Origin of the sequence: Mizugakiibacter sediminis (assembly GCF_000953855.2) — a bacterium.
GTDB classification, from domain to species: Bacteria; Pseudomonadota; Gammaproteobacteria; order Xanthomonadales; family Rhodanobacteraceae; genus Mizugakiibacter; species Mizugakiibacter sediminis.
Map to the genome: position 1 here is coordinate 1 of NZ_DF970170.1, position 19,180 is coordinate 19,180.

The 19,180-nt window shown below is 73.6% G+C and carries 15 protein-coding genes; 3 read left to right on the plus strand and 12 right to left on the minus strand.

Annotation, left to right across the window (positions count from 1 at the left end):
• From MBSD_RS05195 to lpxH, 3 genes are all read left to right on the plus strand, one after another.
• Positions 1-1,327, plus strand: a 1,327-nt coding sequence (locus tag MBSD_RS05195; RefSeq protein WP_062535730.1) for a Ppx/GppA phosphatase family protein, incomplete at its 5' end; no start/stop codon positions are given.
• Positions 1,328-1,593: 266 nt separating this feature from the next.
• The gene (locus MBSD_RS05200) at positions 1,594-2,298 is read left to right on the plus strand and encodes a peptidylprolyl isomerase (protein ID WP_062535732.1); all 705 of its coding nucleotides are present in this window, start codon (positions 1,594-1,596) and stop codon (positions 2,296-2,298) included.
• Between the two features lie 4 nt (positions 2,299-2,302).
• Positions 2,303-3,028, plus strand: a complete 726-nt coding sequence (gene lpxH / locus MBSD_RS05205; RefSeq protein ID WP_062535733.1) for a UDP-2,3-diacylglucosamine diphosphatase — start codon at positions 2,303-2,305, stop codon at positions 3,026-3,028.
• A 3-nt stretch (positions 3,029-3,031) separates the two neighbouring features.
• On the opposite strand, the gene MBSD_RS05210 is transcribed toward lpxH, so the two are convergent.
• From MBSD_RS05210 to MBSD_RS15585, 12 genes are all read right to left on the minus strand, one after another.
• On the minus strand, positions 3,032-7,363 hold the full coding sequence (locus tag MBSD_RS05210; RefSeq protein WP_062535734.1) for a DEAD/DEAH box helicase: 4,332 nt from the start codon (positions 7,361-7,363) through the stop codon (positions 3,032-3,034).
• A gap of 96 nt (positions 7,364-7,459) precedes the next feature.
• Positions 7,460-8,260, minus strand: a complete 801-nt coding sequence (locus tag MBSD_RS05215; RefSeq protein ID WP_062535752.1) for a ferritin-like domain-containing protein — start codon at positions 8,258-8,260, stop codon at positions 7,460-7,462.
• Between the two features lie 123 nt (positions 8,261-8,383).
• Positions 8,384-9,859, minus strand: coding sequence for an amidophosphoribosyltransferase (purF, locus tag MBSD_RS05220; RefSeq protein ID WP_062535736.1), 1,476 nt, complete (start codon positions 9,857-9,859; stop codon positions 8,384-8,386).
• Between the two features lie 12 nt (positions 9,860-9,871).
• Positions 9,872-10,441: a CvpA family protein gene (locus MBSD_RS05225; protein WP_062535738.1), complete on the minus strand. Its 570-nt coding sequence runs from the start codon at positions 10,439-10,441 to the stop codon at positions 9,872-9,874.
• A gap of 22 nt (positions 10,442-10,463) precedes the next feature.
• Complete coding sequence (locus MBSD_RS05230) at positions 10,464-11,438, minus strand: SPOR domain-containing protein (protein ID WP_062535740.1); 975 nt, start codon at positions 11,436-11,438, stop codon at positions 10,464-10,466.
• A gap of 28 nt (positions 11,439-11,466) precedes the next feature.
• Positions 11,467-12,777 carry a bifunctional tetrahydrofolate synthase/dihydrofolate synthase gene (folC, locus tag MBSD_RS05235; protein ID WP_062535741.1) on the minus strand — a complete coding sequence of 437 codons (1,311 nt, stop codon included), beginning with the start codon at positions 12,775-12,777 and terminating at the stop codon, positions 11,467-11,469.
• Between the two features lie 570 nt (positions 12,778-13,347).
• Positions 13,348-14,214 carry an acetyl-CoA carboxylase, carboxyltransferase subunit beta gene (gene accD / locus MBSD_RS05240; protein ID WP_062535754.1) on the minus strand — a complete coding sequence of 289 codons (867 nt, stop codon included), beginning with the start codon at positions 14,212-14,214 and terminating at the stop codon, positions 13,348-13,350.
• A 67-nt stretch (positions 14,215-14,281) separates the two neighbouring features.
• Complete coding sequence (gene trpA / locus MBSD_RS05245; RefSeq protein ID WP_062535742.1) at positions 14,282-15,097, minus strand: tryptophan synthase subunit alpha; 816 nt, start codon at positions 15,095-15,097, stop codon at positions 14,282-14,284.
• Between the two features lie 90 nt (positions 15,098-15,187).
• Positions 15,188-16,405, minus strand: a complete 1,218-nt coding sequence (gene trpB, locus MBSD_RS05250) for a tryptophan synthase subunit beta (RefSeq protein ID WP_062535744.1) — start codon at positions 16,403-16,405, stop codon at positions 15,188-15,190.
• A gap of 77 nt (positions 16,406-16,482) precedes the next feature.
• On the minus strand, positions 16,483-17,133 hold the full coding sequence (locus MBSD_RS05255; RefSeq protein ID WP_062535746.1) for a phosphoribosylanthranilate isomerase: 651 nt from the start codon (positions 17,131-17,133) through the stop codon (positions 16,483-16,485).
• Between the two features lie 7 nt (positions 17,134-17,140).
• A complete protein-coding gene (gene truA, locus MBSD_RS05260) occupies positions 17,141-17,908 on the minus strand; it encodes a tRNA pseudouridine(38-40) synthase TruA (RefSeq protein ID WP_062535748.1) in 768 nt (255 codons plus the stop codon).
• Positions 17,909-18,055: 147 nt separating this feature from the next.
• On the minus strand, positions 18,056-19,180 hold a 1,125-nt coding region (locus tag MBSD_RS15585), incomplete at its 5' end, for a FimV C-terminal domain-containing protein (RefSeq protein ID WP_062535750.1).

Sequence of the window (19,180 nt, forward strand, 5' to 3'; positions counted from 1 at the left end):
CGCGCGCGCGCTGGCCTCGCTGGCGCGCTTCGGCCAGCGCATCGCCGGCCTGCCGCCGCACCGCGTGCGCGCGGTCGCCACCAACACCGTGCGCCAGCTGCGCGCGCCACAGGCCTTCCTGGTGCCCGCCGAGACCGCGCTCGGCCATCCCATCGAGGTCGTCTCCGGCCGCGAGGAGGCGCGCCTGATCTGGCAGGGCGTGGCGCGCGCCCTGCCTGCCTCGCCGCGCCAGCGGCTGGTGATCGACGTCGGCGGCGGCAGCACCGAGTTCATCATCGGCCGCCAGCTCGAGCCGCTGCACACCGAAAGCGTGCAGGTCGGCTGCGTCGCCTCCACGCTGCGCTTCTTCCCCGACGGCAAGATCACCCGCAAGCGCTGGCAGCACGCGCAGCAGGAAATCGGCGTGCTGCTGCAGCAGTTCGCCGCCACCTACCGCGAAGCCGGCTGGCACGAGGCCTACGGCTCTTCCGGCACCGCCAAGGCGATCGGCACCGTGGTGCAGGCGCTGGAGCTGTCCGACCGCGGCATCACCCGCGCGGCGCTGGCCGTGCTGCGCGACGCCGTGCTCGACGCCGGCCACGCCGAGCGCATCCGCCTGCCCGGCCTGGCCGAGGAGCGCGTGCCGGTGATCGCCGGCGGCATCGCCATCCTGGAGGCCGCGTTCGATGCCCTGGCGATCGACGTGCTGCAGGTCTGCGAGAGCGCGATGCGCGAAGGCCTGCTGTGGGACATGCTCGGCCGCGCCGCCGGCGCCGACCCGCGCGCGGCGACGGTGGCGTCGCTGGCGCAGCGTTACGGCGTCGACCGCGCGCACGCCGAACGCGTCGAGGCCAGCGCGCTGGCGCTGTTCGATGCGGTCGCGGCGGACTGGGAGCTGGACGAAGAAGCGCGCGAGTGGCTGTCATGGGCCGCGCGCGTGCACGAGATCGGCCTCGCCATCGCGCACAGCCAGCATCATCGTCATGCCGGCTACATCCTGCGCAACGCCGACCTCGCCGGCTTCAGCCGGCAGGAGCAGCAGGTGCTGGCGGCGATCGTCGAATGCCATCGGCGCAAGCCTGACACCGACCTGCTGGCGGCGCTGCCCGCGCGCTACCGCCAGCCCGCGCGCCGCATCGCCACCCTGCTGCGCCTCGCCGTGCTGCTGCGCCGCGCCCGCCGCCCGGAACCGCTGCCGCCGTTCGACGCGCACGCCAGCGCGCGCAAGCTGCGTCTCGCCCTGCCCGCCGACTGGCTGGACCAGCACCCGCTGACCGTCGCCGACCTCGACCAGGAACGCGGCTACTTCGCCGACCTCGGCGCGGCGCTGGACATCGCGCCGCTGTAGTCCGCAGCGGCGCCGTCGCACCTTCCGTCTCCGCCCGCCGAAGCCCTTGTGGGAGCTCCTGCGTGCAGGCGACGTCGGCGGCCGCCCCGCGCGCGGCCCCGTCGCGGGCACGCCCGCTCCCACACCGCCTGGCCGCCCCTTGCAGGAGCCTGCGTGCAGGCGCCCCCGGCAACGGCCTCGCAAAGCGGGCGTCGACGTCGCCCCGTCGATTACACGATTCCTCGCCGCCTGCGTATCATGCGCGGATGCTTACGCAGGTGCGCCCCATGCTCGAACGCCTGATCCTCGCCCTCGCCCTCGCCGTTCCCGCGGCCGCCTTCGCGCAGGCCGGCAAGCCGGCGGCGCCGGCGTCGACGCCGCCCGCGACCAAGCCGGCCGTCGAGGCCTCCGCGCCGGAGCATCCGCGCGTGTTGCTGCGCACCAGCATGGGCGACATCACCGTCGAGCTGTTCCCCGACCGCGCGCCGAAGACGGTCGCCAACTTCCTGCAGTACGTGAGGGACGGCTTCTACGACGGCACCGTTTTCCACCGCGTGATCAAGGGCTACCTGGTCCAGGGCGGCATCTTCACCCGCGACCTGACGCAGAAGCGCACGCGCGCGCCGATCGCCAGCGAGGCCGACAACGGCCTCAGCAACCTGCGCGGCACCATCGCCGCGGCGCGCGGCGCCGACCCGAATTCGGCCACCGCGCAGTTCTTCATCAACGTGGTCGACAACCCGCGTCTCGACTACGTCAGCAACCAGAGCGGCCTGACCTGGGGCTTCGCCGTGTTCGGCAAGGTGGTCGCCGGCATGGACGTGGTGGACAGGATCCAGGACCTGCCGACCGCGCCGCAGGGCCCGTTCGCCGGCGACGTGCCGCGCCCGCTGGTGGTGATCGAGAAGGCGGAGCTGCTGCCCGCGCCCGCGGCGGCGGCCAGCGTCGCGGCTCCTGCTGCCGCCAAACCTGCGGCCGGAAAGAAGCGCTGAGCGCGTGGCGACGCTCCTCGTCTCCGACCTGCATCTCGACGACGCGCGCCCGGCGATCACCGCGCTGTTCGAGCGCTTCCTCGCCGAGGAGGCGCGAGCCGCCGACGCGCTGTACGTCCTCGGCGACCTGTTCGAGGCCTGGGTGGGCGACGACGACGATGCCGAGCTGCCGGCGCGCGTCGCCGCGGCGCTGCGCGGCGTGCGCGACGCCGGCGTGCCGGTGTATTTCGTCGCCGGCAACCGCGACTTCCTGCTCGGCGAGGATTACGCGCGCCGCGCCGGCATGACGCTGCTCGCCGACGGCAGCGTGGTCGACCTGCACGGCACGCCCACCCTGCTGCTGCACGGCGACACGCTGTGCACCGACGACGCCGCCTACCAGGCGTTCCGCCGCCAGGTGCGCGATCCGCAGTGGCAGCGGCAATTCCTCGCCCAGCCGCTGGCCGCACGCAAGGCGTTCGCCGCGCAGGCGCGCGCCGCCAGCCGCGCGCACGCGCGCAGCGCCGACTACGCCATCATGGACGTCAATGCCGGGGCGGTCGCCGACGCGCTGCGCGCCGCCCGCGTGCGGCGCATGATCCACGGCCACACCCACCGCCCGGCGATCCACGACTTCGCGCTGGACGGCGCGCCCGCGCAGCGCATCGTGCTGGGCGACTGGTACGAACAGGGCTCCGTGCTGCGCGTCGACGCCGGCGGCGCCGAGCTGCGCGGGCTGCCGCCGGGCTGAGCGCTACGCGCGCTCGAACGTCGCCGCGCCACCCGGCTCGCGCAGCAGCAGGCGGCGCGCGGCGCGCTGCTGTTCCGGCGTCAGCGTCTCGTCCAGCAGCGCCACCTGGCCGCCGCCGAGCGCGGCCGCCGGCACGCCGTCGCGATAGAGCACGCGCGCGCCCGGCACCGACGGCACGCGCGCGCCCGGCGTCAGGATGCCGACCAGGTTGAGCGGATCGCAGGCGGACACGCACACCAGTTCGCCCTCGCCCGCCCGCTGCCGCGTCTGCCGCAGCAGGCCGACGGCTTCCGGCAGCGCGAACTGCTCGCCGACGAAACCGGCGACGAAGCGCCCGCCGCGGATCTCGCCGCGCGCCTCCAGCCGACGGTACACGCGCAGCAGTTCGCGCCACGGCGGCAGCCAGTCCGCCTCGCGCTCGAGCAGGCGCCAGAACACCACGCCGTAGCGGCGCAGCAGCGTGCGCGCGACGTGCTCCAGCGTGTCGGGATCGTGGCCGTCGCGCGCGAGCTCGGCGGATTCCGCCGCGCGGATCGGCGCCCAGCGGCCGGCGTCGGCGATGCCGAACAGCGGCACGCGGCGGCCGCGCCGGCCGTGCGCCGAAGGCCGCTTCGAGGCCGGCACCAGCAGCGCGCGCAAGCCGGCGAAGCTGTCGGCGTGCGCCAGGCCGCGCGCGACCAGTTCGCCCAGCGCGTCTTCCAGTTCGGTTTGCAGCAGCCGCGTGGCGTCGGCGATCTCGTCGAAGAACGACGCGCCGTGCCGCTGCAGGTGCTCCAGCACCGCCTGCGCGCGCGACGACGGCTGCGCCGCCGCCGGCGTCGCCAGCGAGGTCCACAGCGCCAGCGCGCGCCGCGGCAGCAGCACGATCGGCGTGCCGCGCACCGGGCCGGCGGCACGCTCGGCGGCGGCCGCGGCGCGGCCCTTCAGGCGCGTCCACGCCAGGCGCCCGGAGCGGCACAGGTCGTCCAGCCAGGCGATGCCGTAGTCGGTCACGCGCGCCGGCAGCAGCTCCGCCTCCCACGCCGCCGCCGCGGCCTCGTAGCCTTCGAGCTGGGCGACCACGCCGGCCAGCGCCTCCGGCCCGGACACCTGCGTGCGCGGGCCGGCGTGCTGCCACTCGATCAGGAAGCGGATGAAGTCGCGCGCCTCGACCGGCTCGATCTCGCGACGCAGGCGATGCACGGTGTAGCGATGGATGCGCGCCAGCAGGTGGCGCTCGCACCACTCGTCCGCGGCCGCCTCGGGCGTGAAACGCCCGCGCATCACGTAGCCCTCGGATTCCAGGCGCAACAGCGCGGCGTCGATGTCGCCGCTGGCGACCGCGAGCGAGGCGGCGATCGCGGTGGCCGTGGTCGGACCGAGCGCGGTCAGGCGCGCGCGCACGACCTCGACCAGCGCCCCCTCGCGCGTCCAGGCGACGCGGGCGAATTCGTCCGGCACGCGCACCGCCGGCCGCGGTTCCGCGTCCGCGTGCACCGCGCGCAGCAGCGGCAGGCGCTCGGTGGCGACCCACAGCGCTTCGCGCGCATTCGGCAACGACAACCGCGTCGCGCGACCGTCGGCGGCCAGGGCGCGCAGCAGCGTCGGCCACGCCGCGTCGCGCGCGGCCTCGCCGACGGTGAGGAAGGCGACGCCCATCAGCGCCTCGTGCAGCTCGTCGGCGTCGCGCGCTTCCGGCCAGGCTTCGGCGCGCACCGCTTCGATCGCCGGCGGGTCGAGGCGGCCGAGGTCGGCGGCGGATTCCGGGTCGCTCCAGCGCCGGCTGAGCACCGCCTGGGTACGGCGCTCCTCCAGCGGCGCATCGTCGAGAAAGGCATAGGGCCGCGCGCCCAGCACTTCCGCCGCCAGCGGCGACGGCTCCGGCAGGTCGCGGACGATCACGCGCACCTCGCCCGATTCCATGCCACGCAGCAATCGGATCAGGCCATCCAGGTCCATCGCCTCGTGCAGGCAGTCGTCCAGCGTCTGCCGCACCAGCGGGTGATCGGGAATCTCGCGCTCGCCGACGATGTTCTCCGCGCAGGCCACCTGGTCGGGGAACACCGCGGCCAGCAGGTCCTCGCTCTTCATGCGCTGCAACTGCGGCGCCACCTTGGCGCCGCCGACGAAGCGCGGCAACGCCAGCGCCGTGGTCGCGTTCCAGCGCCAGCGCACCGGGAACAGCGGCGCGTCCAGCAGCGCCTGCACCAGCACGTCGCGCACGCTGGAGGAATGCAGGTAGCGGGCGACGTCGGCCAGCGGGAAGCTGTGGCTGGTGGACAGCGACAGCACGATCGCGTCCTCGGTCGCGGCCGCCTGCAGCTCGAAATTGAAGCGGCGGCAGAAGCGCTTGCGCAACGCCAGCCCCCACGCCTTGTTGATGCGGCTGCCGAGCGGCGCGTGGATCACCAGCTGCATGCCGCCGGATTCGTCGAAGAAGCGCTCGATCGCCAGCGTGCGCTGCGTCGGCAGCGCGCCCAGCGCGGCGCGGGCGCGCGCGAGGTACTCGACCAGCTGCTTCGCGGCGGCGGGCACGATGCCGACTTCGTCGACCAGCCAGGCGGCCGCCGCGTCGAGGCCGGCGTCCAGCCGCCGCTCGACTTCCTCGCGCAGGCGCGCCACGCCCGCCGACAGCTCGTCGCTGCGTCCCGGTGCCTCGCCCAGCCAGAACGGGATGGTCGGCGGCATCCCCTTGGCGTCCTCGACGCGCAGGCGGCCGGGTTCGATGCGCAGGATGCGGTAGGAGGCGTTGCCGAGCTGGAAGATGTCGCCGGCCGAACTCTCGACGGCGAAATCCTCGTTGACGCTGCCGATCACCTGCGCCTGCGGCTCCAGCAGCACGGCGTAATCGGCGGTGTCGGGAATGGTACCGCCGGAGGTGACCGCGGTCAGGCGCGCGCCGCGCCGCCCGCGCAGGCGGCCATGCACGGCGTCGCGGTGCAGGTAGGCGGCGCGCGCGCCGCGGCGCGTGCTGAAGCCTTCCGCCAGCATGCGCACCACGTCGTCGAACGCCTCGCGCGTCAGCGCGGCGTACGGCCAGGCGCGGCAGCACAGCGCGTACAGGGCGTCCTCTTCCCATTCCCGGCAGGCCACCTCGGCGACGATCTGCTGGGCCAGCACGTCGAGCGGCCGCGAGGGAACGCGCAGCGCATCCAGCTCGCCGCGGCGCACGCAGTCGAGCAGCGCCGCGCACTCGACCAGGTCGTCGCGCGACTGCGGGAACAGCCTTCCCTTCGGCGTGCCGCCCACGAAGTGCCCGGAGCGGCCGACGCGTTGCAGCAAGGCGGCGATGTTGTGCGGCGAACCGAGCTGGCAGACCAGATCGACGTCGCCGATGTCGATGCCGAGCTCCAGCGACGCCGTCGCCACCAGCACGCGCAGCTCGCCGCGCTTCAGGCGGCGCTCGGCGTCGAGGCGCTGCTCGCGCGCCAGGCTGCCGTGGTGCGCCGCCACCGCGTCCTTGCCGAGGCGTTCGCTGAGGTGCCGCGCGGCGCGCTCGGCCATGCGCCGCGTGTTGACGAACACCAGCGTGGTGCGGTGCGCCTCGACCAGCTCGGCGAGGCGCGCGTAGATCAGCGCCCACGCGTCGTTCGACATCACCGCTTCCAGCGGCACCGGCGGCACTTCGATGGCGAGGTCGCGCCGGCGCGTATAGCCGATGTCGACGATCTCGCAGCCCTGGCCGTCGCGGCCGTCGATGCGCGTGCCGACCAGCAGCCGCGCCATCGCCTCCACCGGCTTCTGCGTCGCCGACAGGCCGATGCGCACCAGCGGCCGCGGGCACAGCGCCTGCAGGCGTTCCAGGCTGAGCGCGAGGTGGCTGCCGCGCTTGCTGCCGGCGAGGGCGTGGATCTCGTCGACGATCACGGTGCGCGTGCCGGCCAGCATGCGCCGCCCGGACTCGGAGCCGAGCAGCACGTACAGCGACTCCGGCGTGGTCACCAGGATGTGCGGCGGCCGCTTGCGCATCGAGGTGCGCTCGGTCGCCGGCGTGTCGCCGGTGCGCACGGCGGTGCGGATGTCGACGTCGGGCAGGCCGAGCCGTTCCAGTTCGGCGCGGATGCCGCCGAGCGGCACTTCGAGATTGAGATGGATGTCGTTCGACAAGGCCTTCAACGGCGAGACGTAGACCACCGCCGTCTCGTCCGGCAGGCCGCGGCCGATGCCCTCGCGCACCAGCGCGTCGATCGCGGCGAGGAAGGCGGCGAGGGTCTTGCCGGAGCCGGTCGGCGCGGCGATCAGCGCGTGGCGCCCGGACTGGATCGCCGGCCACGCGCGCTCCTGCGCGGGCGTCGCCGCGCCGAAGGCGCCGCGGAACCAGGCCGCGACGGCGGGATGGAAGGCATCGAGCGGCATGGGCAGGGACTCGCGCGGCGACCGCGTTCACGGCCGCACGCAGGAGACCAAGCTACGGTCGCGGCCGCCGGGATGCAAGCCGCGCGACGGCGCGGCTCAGGCCAGGCCGCGCAGTTCGTCCTCGCTGAAGCCGGCGGCGCGGCGCGCTTCCAGGTTGAACGGCCCCTTCAGGCCCTGGCGCATGTATTCGGCCAGCAGGCGCTCGAAGGCGGCGCGCGGCTCCAGTCCGTCGCGGCCGCAGCACCAGCGGAACCAGCGCGTGCCAGCGGCGACGTGCGCGACTTCCTCGCGCAGGATCACCTCGAGGATGGCGGCCGTGGCCTCGTCGCCCGCCGCGCGCAGCCGCACGATCATGCCCGGGGTCACGTCGAGGCCGCGCGCTTCCAGCACGCGCGGCACCAGCGCCATGCGCGCCAGCACGCTGTGCGCGGTCTTCTCCGCCATCTCCCACAGGCCGTTGTGCGTGTCGAAGTCGCCGTAGGCGTGGCCGAGTTCGCCGAGGCGCGCGGCCAGCATGCCGAAATGGCGCGCCTCGTCGGCCGCCACGCCGACCCAGTCGCGGTAGTAGTCGGCGGGCATGCCGCGGAAGCGGTACACCGCATCCCAGGCCAGGTTGATCGCGTTGAACTCGATGTGCGCGACCGCGTGCACCAGCGCCGCGCGTCCCTCCGCGCTGGCGAGCCCGCGCTGCGGCAGATCGCGCGGCGCGACCAGCCGCGGACGCGCCGGCCGGCCCGGCGCGCCGATCGGCGTGGGCGGCGGCGCATCCGCGGGAACGGAGAGCGCGCCGACCGCGAATGCCGCAGCCGCCTCGCGCGTCAGCGCCGCCTTGGCGGCGGGATCGCCGCAATCGAGGCAGCGCCGCGCGGCGACGAAAAGGTCGGTCGTATCGGCCATCATCCGCTCACACGGCAGGCGCCTGCGTGCAGGCGACTTGCGGCGTACATCGTCATCCCGGATCGCGCGCGCTCGCTCCTGCAGGGCCGCGCGGCGCGATGCGGGGCCCGCCCGCGGGCGGCCTCAGGCGCTGCGCCGCTTCGCCTTCGCCTCGTCGGAGCGCAGGAACTCGAGCTGGGCGAGATAGCCGTCCTCGACGCCGGTGACGTACTCGCCGGAGAAGCAGGAAGTGTCGAAGTGCTTCAGCTTGTCGTTGCCCTCGGCCACCGCGGCGATCAGGTCGTCGAGGTCCTGGTAGACCAGCCAGTCGGCGCCGATTTCCGCCTGCACTTCCTCCTCGCTGCGGCCGTGCGCGACCAGCTCGCTGGCGGCCGGCATGTCGATGCCGTAGACGTTGGGGAAGCGCACCGGCGGCGCCGCCGAGGCGAAGTACACCTGCCGTGCGCCGGCCTCGCGCGCCATCTGGATGATCTGCTTGGAGGTGGTGCCGCGCACGATGGAGTCGTCGACGAGCAGCACGGTCTTGTTGCGGAACTCGAGACCGATCGCGTTCAGCTTGCGGCGCACCGACTTCTTGCGCTCGCCCTGCCCCGGCATGATGAAGGTGCGGCCGATGTAGCGGTTCTTGACGAAGCCTTCGCGCATCGGCACGCCGAGCTCCTGCGCCAGCGTGCTGGCCGCGGTGCGCGCGGTGTCGGGGATCGGGATCACCGCATCGATGCCGTGCTGCGGACGCAGACGGCGGATCTTGGCGGCCAGCTTCTCGCCCATGCGCAGGCGCGCCTTGTACACCGACACGTCCTCCATCATCGAGTCCGGTCGCGCCAGGTAGACGTATTCGAAGATGCACGGCGCGTGCACCGCACCCTCGGCGCAGCGGCGCGCGTGCAGCTGGCCGTTCATCGTCACGAACACGGCCTCGCCCGGCGCGATGTCGCGCAGGCGCTGGAAGCCGAGGATGTCCAGCGCGACCGACTCCGAGGCGACCGCATACTCGCGCCCTTCCGGCGTGACGCGCTCGCCCAGCACCAGCGGACGGATGCCGTGCGGATCGCGGAACGCCAGCAGGCCGAAGCCCAGCACCAGCGCGACGCAGGCGTAGCCGCCGCGCGCGCGCGCGTGCACGCCGGCGACCGCCTTGAAGATGTGGTCGGGCGTCAGCGCCATGCGCTCCTGGATCTGCAGCTCGTGCGCCAGCAGGTTCAGCAGGATCTCGGAGTCGGAGTCGGTGTTGATGTGGCGGCGGTCGTCCTCGAACACCTCGCGGCGCAGCTGCTGGGTGTTGATCAGGTTGCCGTTGTGCGCGAAGGCGATGCCGTAGGGCGAGTTGACGTAGAACGGCTGCGCCTCGTCGACCTGGTCGGAGCCCGCGGTCGGATAGCGGCAGTGGCCGATGCCGATGTGGCCCGGCAGCTTCAGCATGTCCTCCTGCCGGAACACGTCGCGCACCAGGCCGTTGCCCTTGTGCAGGCGCAGCCGCGCGCCGTCGACGGTGGCGATGCCGGCCGCGTCCTGGCCGCGGTGCTGCAGCACCGTGAGCGCGTCGTAAAGCGCCGGGGCCACTCCGTGGGTGCCGACGATGCCGATGATTCCGCACATGGTTGGATGCCTTCAGGTCTGCCGCGCCGCCGGCACGCCCTGCGGCGCCTGCGGCTGAGATGGGGGTCGATGCGGCACGGGCAAGGCCCGCGCGCCGTATTCCAGGTATCTGTTCACGTCCTCGGGCAGCCGCGCCGACAACCACACCGCGGCGCGCTCGAAGCTCGGCAGCAGCTGCGACTGCCGCCACCACGGGTCGCGCGGGAACGGCGTGAAGCCCAGCAGCAGCACCGCCAGCGTCACCACCGCCAGGCCGCGCAGCAGGCCGAACACCATGCCGAGCATGCGGTCGCTGCCGGACAACCCGCTGCCCTCGACCAGCTTGCGCACCGCGAAGCCGAGCAGCATCCCGGCCAGCAGCACGCCGACGAAGCACAGGCCGTAGCCCAGCAGCAGGCGCAGCGACGGCAACTCGACGCGTGCGGCGAACATCTGCGCCAGCGCCGGGCCGAACAACCACGCCACCACGGCCGCGGCCGCCCAGATCGCCAGCGCCAGCACCTCGCCGATCAGGCCGCGCCACAGCCCGAACAGCACGGACAGGCCGAGCACGCCGAGGATCAGGTAGTCCGCGAAGTTCATGCGCGCGCCTGCGCCGCCGCCGTCATGGCTGGGTGACGACGATGCCCTTGATGCCGACCTTGGCCGCGATCTGGTCGCGCAGCGTCTCCGCGCCGCCGCGTTGCGCCTGCGGTCCGACCCGCACGCGCCAAAGTTTGCCGCCGCCGGCGGCGACGTCGTCGACGAACGCGTCGAAACCGGCCGTGCGCAGGCGGTCGCGCAGCTTCAGCGCTTCCTCCTGCGTGGCGAACGCGCCGAGCTGCACCGCCCAGGCGCCGGCGCGATTGGCCGGCAGCGCGGCGGCGGGCGCGTCCGCCGCCTGGTCGGCGGCGTAGGCGACGACGGCCGCCGGCACTTTCGGCTCGGCGCCCTTGAACTTGAGACGCGCGGCTTCGGCGGCGGCGCGGTCTTCGAACGGCCCCAGGCTGACGCGGGTGGCGGCCTTGCCGTTCACTTCCGCGGCTTCGCCGCGCGCCGGCAGGCCGAGCTTGCGCGCGCTGGCGAGCAGCGCCTGCGCATTGGCGCGGTCGCCGTAGACGCCGAGGCTGACGGCGTAGCGGCCGCCGGCTGCGGCGCCGGGAGCGGACGACACGGCGGGCTTGACGGCCGGCGCCGACTTCGGCGCCGGCGGCGCCGGGGTCGGCGGCGCCGCGGCCGGCGGATTCGCCGGTTCGGCAGCGGGTGCCGGCGCCGCCGACGCGGTGTCGTTCTCGGGATGCACGTCGGCCGGCTTGCGGCTTTGCACCTCGACCGTGGTCACCTTGTCGGCCGCGGCGATGCCGGCGGGCGCGGCGGGCGCCGGCGCGCTGGCCGCGGGCGCCGGCAGGCCTTCCGGCGCGACGGCAAGGGTGCGGCTCTGCAGCTCGCGATCGGGCGCCGGCGGGATGTCCAGGCTGACCGTGGTGTCCTGGCCGGCGCTCTTCGGCGGCTCGCCGGAGAAGAACATCGGCACGAAGATGATCGCCAGCGCGATCAACACGGCGGCGCCCAGCAGGCGCTGTTTCAGGGCAGGCTCCATGGGCGGCCTCGCAGCGATCGTCGCGGAATTATACCCGCGCGCGGGCCGGCGCCGGTGCGGCCGCCGCCGCACGCAGCGCCGCCGCGGCGACATGGAACGAACCGAAGGCGAGGATGCGGTCGCCGGGCCGCGCCGCGGCGCGCGCCGCGGCCAGCGCCGCCGCCATGTCCGCGTGCGCGCTGAACGCGGCCTCCGGCAGCCCGGCGCGCAACCGCGCCGCCAGTTCGTCCACCGGCAGGCCGCGCGGCGTTTCCGCCGCCAGCCCGCCGAGATGCCAGTGGGCGACGCGCGCCCCCAGCGCCGCGCCGACGCCGGCGACGTCCTTGTCGGACAGCGCGCCGTAGACCGCCAGCACGCGGCCGCGCGGCGGATGCGCGTCCAGCCACGCCGCCAGCGCCGCCGCCGCCTGCGGATTGTGGGCGACGTCGACGACCAGTTCGGGGTCGCCGCCGAGATGTTCCAGTCGGCCGCGCACGCGCGCCGCCGTCATGCCGCGGGCGATCGCGCGCGCGTCCCAGCCGAGACGCTCGCGCAGCGCGTACAGCGCGGCCACGGCCGCCGCGGCGTTGGCGATCTGGCACGGCGCTTCCAGCGCGGGCGCCGGCAGTTCGAGCGCGGGCGGCGCGCCGGCGCCTTCGCGCCAGCCGTGCCAGCGCCAGCCTTCGTCCAATGCTTGCGCATGGAAATCGCGCCCCGCGCGCAGCACGCGCGCGCCGCGCTCGCGGGCCGCTTCCAGCAGGCCGCGCGGCGGATCGCCCTCGCCGATCACCGCCGGCCGCCCGGCGCGGAAGATGCCGGCCTTCTCGCGGCCGATGCTGTCGCGGTCGTTGCCCAGCCAGTCCATGTGGTCGAGGCCGATGGTGGTGACGATCGCGGCGTCGGCATCGACGATGTTGACCGCGTCGAGCCGTCCCCCCAGCCCCACCTCCAGGACGGCGACGTCCAGCGCGGCGCGCGCGCACAGGTCCAGCGCCGCCAGCGTGCCGAACTCGAAATAGGTCAGCGGGATCTCGCCGCGCGCCGCCTCGATGCGCTCGAAGGCGGCGACCAACGCCGCGTCTTCGGCATCCGCGCCGTCGATGCGCACGCGCTCGTTGTAGCGCAGCAGGTGCGGCGAGGTGTAACAGCCGACGCGCTTGCCGGCCGCGGCCAGCATCGCCTCCAGGAACGCCACCGTCGAACCCTTGCCGTTGGTGCCGCCGACCGTGATCACCACCGTCGCCGGCCGCGGCGCGCCCATGCGCTGCCACACCGCGCGCACGCGCTCCAGCCCGAGATCCACGCCGAGCGCATGCACGCGCTGCTGGTAGTCCAGCCACTGTTCGAGGGTGCGGGTCATCGGGAGAGACGCGGGGAGACGGCCGGGGCGCGATGGTGGGGCCGCACACGGGGATTCGCAATCCCCGCATGCCCTCTCGTCCGTCTCGCGTGTTCGCGAACGCGCACAGCGCCTGTCTCCCTCTCCCGCCCCGGGTGGGAGAGGGTCGGGGCGAGGGCGGCGCCGCCAGGCGCCTGCCCGTGATGCTCACGCAGTCCGTCTTGTTCCGCTCGCTGCCGCGAGCGGGCGACTTTCCCTTGCTTGTTGTCTATCGCACCCCGACGCTTGGCCAGCATGCGTCCCTGATGCGCCGTCCCGGCCCGGCATCCATGCCGGCGCGCCCTCCGGGTCCGCGAGAATGCTGCGGGGACTCGCCGACAGGGCTTCCTGCCCCGAGGGCGAACTGGCGGGCCATCGACCCTCCACGCTCCCGCCGCGCCCGAGGGGCCCCGTCAGGCCGCCATCCTGGCGGCCCGCGAGGCTCGGAGGCGCGAGCGAGCTCGAGGCGATTGCGCACGTATCGGCCCGCCGCGCACCGGCAACGCGCCGCGCGGTCCCTGAGCCGGGCATTGCGAATCTCCTGCCGGAGCGTCAGGCCGGCTTCGGCTGCCGCGTCAGGATGGCCAGCAGGTCGGCCAGCTTGTCGCGCATCTCGCGGCGGTCGACGATCAGGTCGAGCGCGCCGTGTTCGAGCAGGAACTCCGAGCGCTGGAAGCCGGGCGGCAGGGTTTCGCGCACGGTCTGTTCGATCACGCGCGGGCCGGCGAAGCCGATCAGCGCCTTCGGTTCGGCGACGTTGATGTCGCCGAGCATGCCGAGGCTGGCGGAGACGCCGCCGGTGGTGGGATGGGTCAGCACGGAGATGTACGGCACGCCGGCGTCGCGCAGGCGCGCCAGTGCCGCCGAGGTCTTGGCCATCTGCATCAGCGACAGCAGGCCCTCCTGCATGCGCGCGCCGCCGGTGGCGGAGAAGCACACCAGCGGCATGCGCTCTTCCAGCGCCAGTTCGGCGGCACGGGTGAACTTCTCGCCGACCACCGAGCCCATCGAGCCGCCCATGTAGCTGAACTCGAACGCGCACGCCGCCAGCGGCCGGCCCTTCAGCGTGCCGCGCATGGCGATCAGCGCGTCTTTTTCGCCCGTGCTCTTCTCGGCGGCGGCGATGCGGTCGCGGTATTTCTTCGAGTCCTTGAACTTCAGCGCGTCGACCGGAGCGAGGTTGGCCGCGATCTCCACGCCGCTGCCCTCGTCGAGGAACGCCGCCAGGCGCACGCGCGCGCCGATGGCGTGGTGGTGCGCGCATTTCGGGCACACCATCAGGTTGCGCTCCAGCTCCGGCCGGTACAGCACCGTGCCGCAGCCGCCGCACTTCTCCCACACGCCTTCCGGCACCTTGCCCTTGCCGCCGTTGCTCTGCGTGCGGATGCGCGAGGACACCAGTTTCTGCAGCCAGCTCACGTCGTTGACCTCTTCCTTCTGCCGCGCGGGCCCGGGAGCCGCCGCGGCGTTGTCGCGCTTGTCGTCTTCAGGCCGCATGCGCGGTGCGCGCATCGAGCGCGCTGCGGATCGGCGCCAGGAACGCGCCCGCCCGCGCGCACGCCTCTTCGGCGTCGGCGCTGCCGGCCAGGCGCTCCACCAGCGCGCTGCCGATCACCACCGCGTCGGCGAAGGCGGCGATGGCCGCGGCGCTGGCCGCGTCGCGCACGCCGAAGCCCACCGCCACCGGCGCCCGCGCCCTGGCGCGGATCGCCGCCACACGCGACTCGATCTCCGCCACGCTCAGCCTGGCCGCGCCGGTAATGCCGGCGAACGAGACATAGTACAGGAAACCCTCGGCGGCCCCGCAAAGGCGCTCGAGCCGCGCCGCGGCGGTGGTCGGCGCGGCCAGCCAGATCTGGCGCAGGCCGGCGGCGCGGATCGCCGCGCTGGTAGCGGCCTCTTCCAGCGGGCAATCCACCAGCAACACGCCGTCGACGCCGGCGTCCGCCGCCTCGCGGGCGAAACGTTCGTAGCCGTGGATCTCGATCGGGTTGAGGTAGCCCATCAACACGATCGGCGTCGCCGCGTCGTCGGCGCGGAACGCGCGCACCCAGCCGAGGACCGCCTCCAGTCCCACCCCCTTCGCCAGCGCGCGCTCGCTGGCGTGCTGGATCACCGGACCGTCGGCCATCGGATCGGAGAACGGCACGCCCAGCTCGATCAGGTCGGCGCCGGCAGCGACCAGCGCGTGCAGCAGCGGCACCACGCCGTCGGGCGAGGGATCGCCCGCGGTGACGAACGGGATCAGTCCGGTGCGGCCGGCGGCTTTCAGTTCGGCGAAGCGTTGGTCGATGCGGTTCATGGATTCGGAGCGTCAAAAGTCAAAGGTCGAAAGTCAATTAGAGAACACGGCAGCGCAACGCATTCCTTTGACCTTTGACCTTTGACAACCTCACAACGTGATCCCCTCGCGCTGCGCGATCGTATGCACATCCTTGTCGCCGCGCCCCGACAGGTTGCACAGCACGATCGCGTCTTTCGGGTATTCGCGCGCCAGCTTGATCGCCTGCGCGACGGCGTGGCTGGACTCCAGCGCGGCGAGGATGCCTTCGGTGCGCGCCAGCAGGTGGAACGCCTGCAGGGCCTCGTCGTCGGTGACGCCGACGTACTCGGCGCGGCCGGTGTCCTTGAGGAAGGCATGCTCGGGGCCGACGCCGGGATAGTCGAGGCCGGCGGAGATCGAATGCGTCTCGGCGATCTGGCCGTCGTCGTCGCAGATCACGTAGGTGCGGTTGCCGTGCAGCACGCCGGGCCGGCCGGCGGCCAGCGAGGCCGCGTGATGGCCGCTGGCCAGCCCCAAGCCCGCCGCCTCGGCGCCGACGATGCGCACGGCACGGTCGTTGAGGAAGGCATGGAACAGCCCGATCGCATTGGAGCCGCCGCCGACGCAGGCGGTGATCGCGTCCGGCAGGCGGCCGTATTCCGCCAGCATCTGCGCGCGCGCCTCGCGGCCGACGACGGCGTTGAAGTCGCGCACCATCATCGGATACGGGTGCGGGCCGGCCACGGTGCCGATGATGTAGAAGGTGTCGGCGACATTCGTCACCCAGTCGCGCAGCGCCTCGTTCAGCGCGTCCTTCAGCGTCTTCGAACCGGAGGTAACCGGCACCACTTCGGCGCCGAGCAGTTTCATGCGGTAGACGTTGATCGCCTGCCGCTCCATGTCGACCGCGCCCATGTACACCACGCACTTCAAACCGAGCCGTGCGGCCACGGTGGCGCTGGCGACGCCGTGCTGGCCGGCGCCGGTCTCGGCGATGATGCGCGTCTTGCCCATGCGCCTGGCCACCAGCGCCTGGCCGACGGTGTTGTTGATCTTGTGCGCGCCGGTGTGGTTGAGGTCCTCGCGCTTCAGCAGGATGCGCGCGCCGCCGACGTGCGCGGACAGCCGCTCGGCGTGGTAGATCGGGCTGGGCCGGCCGACGTAGTGTTCGAGGTCGCGGTCCAGCTCGGCGAGGAATTCCGCATCCCCGCGCAGACGCAGGTAGGCTTCGGTCAGCGCCTCCAGCGGCGCCATCAGCGTCTCGGCGACATACACGCCGCCGTACGGCCCGAAACGGCCGTGGGTGTCGGGATAAGCGTGGAAATCGATCGGCTTCTCGATGTTCATGGCTTCAATCTTGGACACGGATTGGCGCGGATCGACGCGGATAGCGCCACGAACATGACGCTGTTTCTTATCCGTGTTCATCCGCGTCCATCCGCGTCGAACAATCCGCTTTCGGCCCGCCGGACTTCGTCGAGGAAGCGGCGCAGCTTCGCTTCGTCCTTGACCCCCGGCGCGCTTTCCACGCCGCTGGAGACGTCCACGCCCCACGGCCGCGTGGCGCGCACGGCGTCGCCGACGTTGTCCGGCGTCAGTCCGCCGGCCAGCACCAGCGGCCGCGGAAAATCGCGCGGCACGCGCGTCCAGTCGAACGTGCACCCGCTGCCGCCCGCCTCGCCCGCCGCGTGCGCGTCGAGCAGGAAACCGGCCGCGCGCGGGTGCGCGGCGGCGTAGGCGCCGAGGTCGCCCACCGTGGCCATCGGCACGGCCTTGAGATAGGGCCGCGCGAAGATCTCGCAGAACGCCGCCGGCTCCGCGCCGTGGAACTGCAGCAGGTCCGGCTTGACCGCGTTCAGCACCTGCGCCACCCAGGCGACGTCGTCGTCCATGAACAGCGCCACCGCGGTGACGAACGGCGGCAGCGCCATGCGGATCGCCGCCGCCTGCCGCGGGTCGACGTAGCGCGGGCTGCGCCGCGTGAAGATCAGCCCGACCGCGTCGGCGCCGAGGCGCGACGCCGCCAGCGCGTCCTCCACCCGCGTGATCCCGCAGCATTTGACGCGTACGCGCACCTCGGCCTCACCGGCTCACTTCGTCGGGAAGGCCCCATTGTGCCGGATAACGCGGACCGAGGAAGGTCAGCCCGGCCGCCGGCGCGGTCGGACCGGCGGCGCTGCGGTCGCGGCCGGCCAGCAGCTCGGCGATCCAGCGCACCGGCCGCTCGCCGCGGCCGACCACCAGCAGCGAGCCGACGATGTTGCGCACCATGTGGTGCAGGAAGGCGTTGGCCTCGACTTCGACGATCACCTTGTCGCCCTCGCGCGCGACGCCGATCTCGCGCAGCTCGCGCATCGGCGAGCGCGCCTGGCAGGCGATGGTGCGGAACGCGGAGAAGTCGCGCTCGCCGAGCAGCGCCTGCGCCGCCTGGTGCATCGCCGCCGCGTCCAGCGCCACGCGCTCCCAGCCGACGTAGCGCGCCTCCAGCGCCGGCCGCGCCGGGCGGTTGAGGATCACGTAGCGGTAGCGCCGCGCGCGCGCGGCGTAGCGCGCATGGAAGTCGTCGGCCACGGGGCAGGCCCAGCGCACGGCCACCGCCGGCGGCAGCCGCGTGTTCGTCCCCAGTGTCCAGGCGCGCATGCTGCGCTCGGCGCCGGTGTCGAAATGCACCACCTGGCAGCGCGCGTGCACGCCGGCGTCGGTGCGGCCGGCGCAGGTCACCTCGACCGGATGCGCGGCGACGAAGGACAGCGCCGCCTCCATCTCGGCCTGTACGCTGCGCCCGTGCGACAGCCGCTGCCAGCCGAGGAAATCGGTGCCGTCGTATTCGATGCCGAGGGCGATGCGCATGCGCGGGAGACGGGAGACGGGAGACGGGAGACGGGAGACGGGAGACGGGAAGGCTAATCGCGCCGACGCGTGCGGCCAAGCGCGGCACGACGCAAAAAACACGGGCCGCGACCGGCGGGTCGCGGCCCGTAGCGTTCGCGTGCCAGCTCAGCCGATCTCGCCGAGCAGCTTCTGCGCCTCGGATTTCTGCCTGGCGCTGCCCTCGGCCATCACTTCCTCGAGCATCGCCCTGGCGCCGTCCGGATCGCCCATGTCGAGGTAGGCGCGCGCCAGATCCAGCTTGGTGTCGACCGGATCGTCGCCGTAGCCGGCCTCCGCCGGCGTCGCCGCTGCGGCCGCGGCCGGCGCGGGCGTCTGGCCGAGATCGCCGAGGTCGAACGACGGCATCGCCTCCATTTCGCCCGGGGTCGCCGGCTCTGCGGGCGCCGACGGCTCCTCGAAGTCCAGCGGCGGCAGATCGAAGCCCTGGCTCCTGCCGGCCACCGGCGGCTGCACCGCCGGTTCGCCCGGCACTGCGGGCGGGGACGGCGGCGTCAGGTCGAAATCGAAACTGAATTCGCTGCGCGCGGCGGCGGCGGCGGGCGGCGGCGTTTCCGCCTCGGCATCCGCGTACTGTCCGAGATCGAAGCTCTCCAGCGCACCGCTCTCGTCCTCCGGCGCGACGGCCTGCGGCGCCGAGGGCGCTGCGCCCGCTGCCGGCGCGAACAGCGGATGCTGCGGCGCCAGCTCCTCGCCCATCGCCCGCACTTCCTGCCATTCGGGCTGCTCGGGATCGCTGACGTGGGCGTGCATCGCCTCCGCGGCCGCCTCGAAGCGCTCGGCGTCGCGATGCGCGTAGTACAGGCTGGCCAGTTCGAGGTGCAGGCCGATGTCGTCCGGATGCTCCGCCAGTTGCGCGATCAGCGTGCCCTCTTCCTCGCCGTAGGCGGTGTCGCCGCCGTGCGCGTCCGCCAGCGGCGAATCGCCGAATTGGCTGGAAATGCCCGCGGCCGCCGCCTCGGGTGCGCGCTTCGGACGCCGCGCCAGGCGCAGCAGGCCGAGCAGGATCAGCCCCACGGCCACCGCACCGCCGGCGGGCAGCACCCAATCCTGCCGGTACCACGGCATCTCCTCGCCCAGCGGCTCGGCGTGCACCGGCCCGGCCGGCGGCAACGGCCGGGTGATGGCGGCCGGCTTGGCTGCGGCCGGGTGCGCTTCGGATGGCTTGGGCGCGGCGGCGCTGGCCGCGGGCGCGGGCGCCGCCGCGGCGACGCTGGCGGCGTGCGCGGGCAT